Annotated in this window: 4 protein-coding genes; all 4 read right to left on the bottom strand. The window is 55.1% G+C overall.

The window, feature by feature from the left end:
• Positions 1 to 51: 51 nt before the first annotated feature.
• Entirely contained in the window at positions 52 to 2,502 is a 2,451-nt protein-coding gene (locus tag VGE80_RS03765; RefSeq protein WP_440591724.1) for a DUF1549 domain-containing protein, read from the bottom strand.
• Positions 2,503 to 2,561: 59 nt separating this feature from the next.
• Positions 2,562 to 5,036 (bottom strand): PPC domain-containing protein, encoded by a 2,475-nt coding sequence (locus VGE80_RS03760; protein ID WP_440591723.1) that lies wholly within the window; start codon positions 5,034 to 5,036, stop codon positions 2,562 to 2,564.
• Positions 5,037 to 5,233: 197 nt separating this feature from the next.
• Entirely contained in the window at positions 5,234 to 6,592 is a 1,359-nt protein-coding gene (locus tag VGE80_RS03755; RefSeq protein WP_440591722.1) for a DUF1501 domain-containing protein, read from the bottom strand.
• A gap of 141 nt (positions 6,593 to 6,733) precedes the next feature.
• The coding region (locus VGE80_RS03750) for a DNRLRE domain-containing protein (RefSeq protein ID WP_440591721.1) at positions 6,734 to 7,291 on the bottom strand (558 nt) is incomplete at its 5' end.

The raw sequence follows: 7,291 nt of genomic DNA, 5'->3' as shown, positions 1-7,291 counted from the left end.
AATTGTCTTATCCGAGGTGCCCGTCTCATGTTTTCAACCGGCAGTGATGACTCAGTGGTTGAAAACGAATTCATTTGAATTCAGAAGTGCCCAGAACAGATCTGTCAGTGCCGCCTGTGTGTCCGTTGCAGCAGCGAGCTTGTCATGGATCGCCTTCGACTCCTTCACTGTGGGAAGACGAGACAGGCACTTCTCATAGAGCCGATTCGCGACGGCGACCGGATCAGAGTACTCCTCAAGCAGGGACTCCACGACTTCACCTTGAGCGATTTTTCCAGAGGTCGTTTCGCCGTTGAGCAGATGCAGAGCCTGAGACAGGGTCGGAGTTGTTTTCACCTCACATGTGCAGGGGGTCTGACGTGTGGATCGTCCGAATGTGGTCAGGAAGTAGTTCTGGGTCCGACCGTCGGCAATCTGAACTGCTCGGGCTCCTTCCGGCAAACCAGGAAAGCGATCTGGAGCTTGAGTCACCTGATTGATGCAATCAAGCAAGATTTCGGCACGCAGTCGCCGGATCCGTCCATGAGAGAAGTGGCGTTCGTCGAATTCATTCGAGGAATTGCGATGTGTCGACAATTGATACGTTCGAGAGTTGCAGATGTCCCTTACAAGCGATCGTAAATCAAAATTGTATGTGACGAATTGGTCACCAAGTGCTTTAAAGAGAGCCGGATTAGAAGGGGGATTGCTGACCCGGATATCGTCGACCGGCTCGACGATCCCGATACCGAAGAAGTGAGACCAGACGATGTTTGCCGTGTTTCGGGCGAATTCTGAATTTCTTTTAGAGGTTAACCAGTCGGCGAGCGATTTCCGGACATCGTCTTCGGGATTGAGGTCGGGGCCTGCTTCACCGAGAAACTTCGCCAGAACCTTCTCGCCTCTGACGGGGTGTCGCAGCTCACCTTCACCAGAATTGAAGACGGTCAGTTCGCGTGGATCCTGGGCCTGTTTGTAACCGATCTGGCTGAAGAACGACGCAAAGCCGTAGTAGTCGTCCATGGTCCAGCGATCAAACGGGTGGTTGTGGCATTGGGCACACTGAATTCGTGTTCCGAGAAAAACCTGAGCCACATTTTCGGCGAGCAGTTCGGGTGTCGTTTCCGTCTGGAAATAATTCGTGGCAGGATTCTCGAATGTCCCTCCGGTTGCGGGAATCAGTTCATTAACGATCTTGTCAATTGATTCGCCGGATCGAACCCGGTCTCGCAGCCACCGGTCGTAGAGCATGAGCCCCTTGGAACTGACTCCGTTATTTGTCCTGACTTGGAGCGTCTCGGCCCATTTCATGACCCAGAGATCCAGAAACTCGTCCCGCTGAAGCAGCAGATCGACTAATCGCTCCCTCTTGTCGCTCGCTTGGTCATTGAGAAACGAGCGACGCTCTTCCGCTGATGGCAGCAGACCAATCAGATCAAGATAAACACGTCGCATGAACACTTCGTCGCTACAGACTTCAGAAGGAAGCAGGTGCATGTTGCGCCAGTGGTCGTGGACGTGCTCATCGATAAAGTTATGAGCTGCAATGTCTGGGAACTGGAACGCCGTTCCGGGACGAACGATGATCGAGGCCCCTTGTGTGAACTGATCAAATCGGGCCATCACAAATGCACTTCCGGGCCCCATTGCCGAGACGATACCGTCAACGGAGACTTTGGCTGCGGAATCATTGTTGCTAATGAAGACCGCCAGGTCGGAGACATCCCGATCGGTGCCGTCGCTGTAGTACGCGGTGACCAGCAGTTTCTGGTCGTCGCCCGGGGCACGGAAGATCGCATTCTGCGGTAAGACTTCGATCCGAACGGGTTTTGCCGTATCTTCCGGATCTGGCTGTGCTCCGGCTGTCAGCCATTGGATTAATGTCTGATAGTGAGCGGTATCCGGCTCAATGCACTGGCCTCCCGTGTGATTGACCTGCCCAATCGCTTTGTTGACAAGCAGGCAATTCGCTGGTGCCGCCAGATTAATCCGACGACCGCTCAACTCACGCGTAATGCGATAGTGATCACCTGCCGGATCGTATCCAAACAGACTTAGTCGAAAACCGTCTTTCCCCGATGCAGATCCATGGCACTTGCCAGTGTTGCAACCGGCACGGGTCAAGACAGGCAAAACATCGTTACGGAATCGAAGCTCGGCCGGATCCTTTGAATGAGATACCTCAATCGGGATGCGTGTCGAAAAACTCTCGTACTGGATCACGAGTTCTGTCTGGCCATCCGCTACCGGTTCGACGAATCCGCTCGCCAACCGGGCGACGGCGGGCAGAGCGATCTCCATCCGGGCCAAATCCGTCACGTCTTTGGTGCTGCCATCTGCTGCAAGAAGCTGGACGACAACTTCTTGTGCTTCTCGACGATTGGTCAGTGAGATTTTTGCAGGAAATGCCTGCAGACGGGGCACGACCTGATCTTCAACTTTCTTCATCTCGGCCGCAGGGGCGATTGAAGCGGTCAGGAGCAGGGCAATCGTCAACGGTGCCAGGCGATGTAAGAACGTCATAGGAGAATAGCTCACAAATAATGGGCGAGGGGCGATTTCCATTGGCGCAGATGGTCTTGTTAACGAGAGCTTGCCTTGTTGCCGCCGACGGTGTTTTCCGGATCGGCTTCCGTTTGTGTTTTTCTCAAAGCCTCCAGCGGGCTGAGCGGTCTCCCTTCAGCATCGGTGACGAGGCCGCCGGGAGGAACGATCTTGAGCAGCCCACCCCTGCCAAGGTTGAATGAGGCAGACTGTCCATCCCGGGTACCGGTCAAGCGACAGACCAGGCTGTCAAATTCGCCAACGGGTGCCGTGGGATCCAGCTTGATCGAAAACGTGACCTCTTTCGCTTGGGGCCCGACTTGTACGGGTTCGACGTGCACGCGATTCGGCAATCCTTCGAGCGTTGAGATGAGTCGATTGGGGATTTCGCCATTTCGCTCGATGGAACAAGTGACGAGAAGTGTTGTTCCTTGTTCGCCGGCGACTCGGCCGATCGTTCCACTGACCGGGGACCTGGTGATGTCGAGGTCGATCAGTTGAGATGAAACTGCCGTGTCGATCTGTGCGCGTCGACCGCGACTGCGAGGGGCAGGAGCCATCTCGATGTCGTCGGAAACCGGACCCCGTGAAACCCCTGTAGAGACTCGTCCTTCGGCACAGATTGTCCACTTCCGAGGTTCCACCTGCGGGTGTGCGTGAGCCAGGTATGTTCCGACTGTCTTATTCGCCGGGACAGTAATGAGTGGCGGTCCATCAACCCACGGCGGGAGGAAGGGAAACGTAATATCGATCGCGTCGTTGAATCCCGGGTCGCGGTGCACGTGAATGTTTAATTCCACGAAACCATCCTGGACCAGTGGCGACTTCAACGGTTCCAGTTCAATTCGAAACGGAACCGGTTCGACCACGGCGATCATCAGGCGGTCCACACTGACCGACTGATAAAGTCGGTCGGCCGACATATTGATCAGATCGACCACCTGCTGAAATGTCCCTGTCACGGTTGACTGATTCGCACTTCCCGTCGCATTCAACTGCACCAGGGCCCCCGCGATTGGCGCATCCGCCTCCGCTTCAATCACGACCGGAACCTGGAAGCGATCGGAGTCAATCGTCGTAGGGAAGTTCTTGATCCCCAAGGGAAGTCCCTGCGGAGTTAATTGCACTTTGCTCGTCACCCCTTTTCGGTTGACTCCCAGGAAAGTGACAATGCGATTTCCCTGCGGTACAGAAATCGCCTGTCGGTCTTGTGACAGTCGATTGGGGCGTGGCAGAAAAGCCGTGAGCACTGGGAGTGTCGGAGTGGCCTCGACCCGGTAGAAAAAGTGTTCGCCGCCTGCTCCACGTTGATCAACGACCCGCAGCAGATACTCTCCTGTGCGGGGAGCTTGAAATACCAGCCGACTGTCGTGAGACCCGTCATCGTCGTTGCTGACGAGAATACTTCCGTCCAAATCTAGAATGGAAATCACTGTATCGGCGGGTGAACCGAGGCGGCTTGCAAACGCTTCGAACTGAAATCGCTGACCGGCATTCACGCGAAATCGAAACAGGTCGATATCGTCGATCTGGCTTAAAACACCATTGAAAGCGACAGGGAGATCGATTGCTGGGTTTGACGAAGTCCCAGCGGCATCATTTGGCTCCACCTCAAGAACATTCTCAAAGGGTGAAATCCGGAAGGGGATGGCGGTTGGTGAGGTCGTATCCAGATGACTGGCAAACAGGCCATGGGTGTTGTCAGGTGAAGCTGGTAGCTGGACTTTCTGTTCGAACGGCCCCGCGGCATCTCCCAGAAAGCGAACCGTAAGACTTTCTCCAATTCGGCCACCGGCTGGGAAGACGGACGAAGGACGCGGAAAAGTTCCTACGTGCAGGGCGTAACCGCTATCGTCCCCATCCAGATTTACTTCCTGAACTCGTACGAAGTAATCTCCGTCTTCCGGGACGATCACCGACACATAGGGGTCCTGTCCGAAAAGAGGTGTGTCATCCGCACTGGCGAGCTCTTTTCCTTCCGCATCTAAGACGGTCAAAACCGTGTCGATCATGGTCGCCCCCAATCGAACCGCCTCCACTTCTGCAGAGAGTCGGTCTCCTCGGCGAAGTCTCAGCTTGAAATAATCCCGATCTCCTTTTTCCAGCAGACCGGTCACCGTGACATTCCTGTCCAGCGACATGGCCTCTTCAAGGGATTCATTAGGTTCATCCGCATTGACGACGGGAAATGGAGTGATCCGAAAGATCCGCAGTTCCGAAACTCCCTGCGGGGAACGGACCCGAAATGCATATGTGCCGGGACGGCAGTCGTGCGTCGTCTTCAGCGTCGCCAGAAGTTCGTTGTCAGTGACGGGCTTCAACTCGGTGCAGACAACATCAGGAGAATAGAGCATTAGCTCGCTGGCCTTCGATAACCCCGCTCCCACGAGTTTGAGAGTGAAAATGGTGTCGCGTTGTCCGACTGCCGGTATCACAGACTCAATCGAAGGGCCGGCAGCTTGAGTCGTGTTCAGCAGCCCCACAAGAAACGCTGTTGTCAGCATGATTCGCATGATGAAATCCAAATGATGCGTATAAACGAGAGAAACGTTGTCCCTGTCCCCGGGTGGTCAGAGGGCAGGTCGTCACGCAGCGGAAAGACCATTCCACCGAATCTCGAACAGGGGTTCTGTCTCACGTCCGGAACTGGCGTCTGAGCTGCCGAGCTGATGACAATCCCTCCCCCGCCACCGAAGGACAACTGTTACGACTATGCCAACAGCCCCGTTGCGAGCTTGCCTCCCAGCACGATTTGCTGCGGGCGATCGCCTGGGGTCATCAGGTCCTTGCTGGCATCGATTCCGAGCAGGTGGTAAACCGTGGTGGTATAGTCTTCCACGGAGAGTGGAGAATCGACCGGTTCTGCGGCCAGTCCGTCAGATGATCCATAGACGTGACCTCGTTTAACTCCACCTCCTGCCATGACGATGCTGAACACACGGGGCCAGTGATCGCGACCCCCACCGGCGTTCACTTTGGGAGTTCGGCCAAATTCGCTGGTAATCAGGACCAGTGTGGAATCGAGCATTCCACGTTGATCAAGGTCTCGGATCAGGCCGGCAACGGCCTTGTCGAGATCGGGCGACTGAGTCTCGATGCCTCGATAGTGGTAAGCGTGAGTATCCCAGGCCCCATAGGTCACGGTCACGGCACGGGCACCTGCTTCAATCAGTCGACGGGCGACCAGGAACCTTGCTCCTGCAGAAGGACGCAAAATGGGACCCCAGCTCTTCATTCCGTAAAGCTCTTTCGTCTCTTCCGTTTCCCCTTTCAGACTGAATGCCTGACGGGCCTGAGGTGAGTCGAGCAGGTCATAGGCCCGCTGATAAAATGAATCCATGGTCGTCAAAGAGTCGTCACGTTCCGTGTGGTGGAAATGGTCATCAACGAGTTCCTTCCACGACTTGCGGTCAGAAAAACGCTGCTCATCGACACCCTTGGGCAGACTCAGGTCTCGCACGGTGAAACCGGGGCGAGCGGGATCCGTCCCCAAGGCGAACGGTCCACAGGAGTTGCTCAAGTAGCCACTACCAAAGTATTGACTTCCCTGAGTTGGAATGCAGATGTAAGGGGGAAGGGCACCGCGAGGACCCAACTCGTGCGAGACAACGCTTCCGACACTGGGGTAGACCAGTGCCGGACTGGGACGATATCCCGTAAACATACTATGCTCGCCACGTGCATGATCCACCTCTGTGTGTGACATACTGCGCACGACTGTCAGCTTGTCGGCGACTTTTGCCATTTCCTGCATGTGTGAACTGAACTGGACTCCGGGCAACGACGTACTGATCGGGTCCAGAATTCCGCGATATTCGATCGGTGCATCCGGCTTCGGATCGAAGCTATCCATGTGGGCAAACCCACCCTGCAGATAAACGTGAATCACCGATTTTGCCGTTGCGGGGATGTTGCGTCCCTTTGACGCTGCGACAGATTCATGCCGAAGCAGATCACCCAGCGACAGTCCTAGTCCTCCCAGCCAACCGACCTTCAAGATGTCGCGACGACTGGGTCGCTGAAAATGAGCGGGATCACTGAACCACGTGCCGGCAGCAGGTTCTGACATAGCTTTCGTTCCTGAATGAGCGAGTAAGTGACTACCTGGTGAAGTGAAAACGGGACGTCGGGACCACAAAAGACGATCATCTGTTGTGTGGTGGTCGGAACATATAACGAACGCGACTCTTAATTGATTGCACAGACAAGTCTAATGAACTGGAGCGTCAGATAACTCCACAACCAGCTTCGGACGTTGTGACAGGATTTCGGCCTCCGATGTGTAAAAGTCCCATCCATTTCCTCCGGTGTTGAGAAACGCCCAGCCGTGGTTGTCATCCCCATTGACCCAGGACTGGACCGTGTCTGTCACATCAAACACGATTTCTGACGCGTTGGCTGAGATCTTCCCGAAGGTAAAGCTGTCTTTATGCCGTGACGCTTCAAAACCGTCGGCCGAGATGCCCGCGACGACGCTATTCCAGGTTGCTGCACGGTCGAATGGGACAAGCATCCGGTGCAGGTTGACCGTATCACCCTGGTCAAATGCGCTCACCAGTAGCTTGGCAGAGATGACTCGAGCATGCGGGTTTATCTGACCCTTCTGGTCACCAATGATGTCATCAAATCGGAGCAGAACCTGGCTTTCCCCTCCGTCGTTGTTCGAATCAGATGAGGCATTGGGATTGGCCGCCAGAATCGTCGTCGTCGCCAACGCCCAGATCTCTGTATCGACGGTGCCTGCATAGCCATTAGCACCTTCTTGAAA

The sequence above is a fragment of the Schlesneria sp. genome (genome assembly GCF_036405755.1).
Lineage (GTDB): Bacteria > Planctomycetota > Planctomycetia > Planctomycetales > Planctomycetaceae > Schlesneria > Schlesneria sphaerica.
The sequence above is the reverse complement of the archived record's forward strand: the minus strand, read 5'-3'. Positions and strand labels throughout refer to the sequence as shown.

What these genes read in the sequence shown, in the direction of transcription:
- VGE80_RS03765 (WP_440591724.1), bottom strand. Translation starts at nt 2,502, where the DNA reads ATGACGTTCTTACATCGCCTGGCACCGTTGACGATTGCCCTGCTCCTG.
- VGE80_RS03760 (WP_440591723.1), bottom strand. Translation starts at nt 5,036, where the DNA reads ATGCGAATCATGCTGACAACAGCGTTTCTTGTGGGGCTGCTGAACACG.
- VGE80_RS03755 (WP_440591722.1), bottom strand. Translation starts at nt 6,592, where the DNA reads ATGTCAGAACCTGCTGCCGGCACGTGGTTCAGTGATCCCGCTCATTTT.